Origin of the sequence: Micromonospora sp. LOL_013 (assembly GCF_048060315.1) — a bacterium.
Classification (GTDB): Bacteria; Actinomycetota; Actinomycetes; order Mycobacteriales; family Micromonosporaceae; genus Micromonospora_E.
In genome coordinates this window covers 1-895 of the sequence record NZ_JBHMIQ010000101.1, presented here as the reverse complement: position 1 = coordinate 895, position 895 = coordinate 1, and the positions used below count along the sequence as shown (strand labels likewise).

The 895-nt window shown below is 68.0% G+C and carries 1 protein-coding gene; it reads right to left on the bottom strand.

The window, feature by feature from the left end; translation table 11 throughout:
• Positions 1 to 10 precede the first annotated feature (10 nt).
• On the bottom strand, positions 11 to 793 hold the full coding sequence (locus ACFHWS_RS28490) for a transposase family protein (RefSeq protein ID WP_416556553.1): 783 nt from the start codon (positions 791 to 793) through the stop codon (positions 11 to 13).
• Positions 794 to 895: the final 102 nt, after the last annotated feature.

Here is an 895-nt window from a genome sequence, read left to right as displayed (position 1 = left end):
TGAGCCCTTTTCATGCTGCGTAGCGGTCGGTCTCGACGTGGTGCAGAACGAGGATGGCCTGCACGATCGCGGTCGCTCGCCGTGGACAGCAGCGCAGCTTGGCCAGGATCTTCCAGGCCTTGAGGGTGGCGATTGCGCGTTCACCGCGGGCGCGGATCTTCGCGTGGGCGCGGTTGATGGCCTTCTGCCGGCGTGACAGCTTCGGGCGGAAGCGGCGTCGCTTGAACGGAGTGCGCACGCTGCCGCGGGCTCCTTGGTAGCCCTTGTCGGCGAAGGTCATCACGTCCGCCCTGGTCAGCGCATCGATAATGCCGTAGGTCCTGGCTGCGGTCAGGTCATGAACCGAACCGGGCAGCGCCGGTGAAGCCCAGACGAGCCGGCCAGCGGCATCGGCGATGACCTGCACATTCACGCCGTGGTGCTTGTGTTTCCCAGAGTAGTAGGGTCGCTGGTCGGCGACCCGATCGATCGGAATCAGGGTGCCGTCCAGGATCGCGTACGCCAGTCGGCGGATCCGTACCATGGCGGTGGCCAGGTCATCGGCGGCCGTCGCGAGCAGGGCTATCGCTTCCTGGACGTAGCGCCAGGCGGTGGCGACGCCGGTCTCGAAGCCGGCCGCGAGTCGGGTGTAGGTGTCGCCGTTGCGCAGATGGGCCAGGGCGAGCAGCGCCTGCCGGCCGGGTTGGAGGCGCCGCCACCGCGATCGGCGCTGCTTACGGTGGCTGCGGATGCGTTCGGCCAGGTGGTTCAGGGTGCGGCTGGACAACGAGATCGTGGCGGGGTAGGACAGCATGGCGAGGCTCCCGGTCGGGGCTTCGAGTCTTGGTCGACAGCTGTCCTACCCGGAGCCTCGCACCCATCGATCAGCGGGCCTACCGCATCCGCCCTGAGCTGC